This is a genomic window from Brevundimonas sp. ZS04, from assembly GCF_001956865.1.
Taxonomy (GTDB): domain Bacteria; phylum Pseudomonadota; class Alphaproteobacteria; order Caulobacterales; family Caulobacteraceae; genus Brevundimonas; species Brevundimonas diminuta.
The window spans coordinates 1-422 of sequence record NZ_MTHE01000064.1 but is presented as its reverse complement, the minus strand read 5'-3'; the positions used below and the strand labels follow the sequence as shown (position 1 = coordinate 422).

The 422-nt window shown below is 61.1% G+C and carries 1 protein-coding gene; it reads right to left on the bottom strand.

The genetic code is table 11. The annotated features are described in order from the left end of the window. Positions 1-422 (bottom strand): phosphatase PAP2 family protein (locus BJP32_RS16785; protein ID WP_198935316.1); only part of this gene is annotated, 422 nt, incomplete at both ends.

The window sequence follows — 422 nt, the reverse complement described above, 5'->3', positions numbered from 1 at the left end:
AGCCAGAAGTGATTGCCGGTTGCGACGACGACAAACAGGATGGCAGCCGGATAGGTCCACCAGAAGGCACGTACCCATCGCGTCGTCGAGAGCGTCGCAATCGAGAACCCGATCATCAGCGCAAACCCAATGTGCATCGAGGGCACGGCGGCGTAGGGATTGGCGAACGCTTCCCAGATGAACTTGCGTGCGCCGGAGAAGTCCTGCACCGAATCGTGGAAGCCGTACTCGGCCGGCATGAGCCGCGGCGGGGCCGTCGGGACCACGACATAGAGCAGGCACGCGAGCACGAACGCCGCGAAGAACATGTTGCGCACGAAGTAGTAGCGGCCGTTGTGGAAGAGGTAGATCCACAGCATGCCGCCGAGCGTGACGGTGGTCTGCACGTTGAGATAGAGCCACGAGAAGACATCGTCGAGATA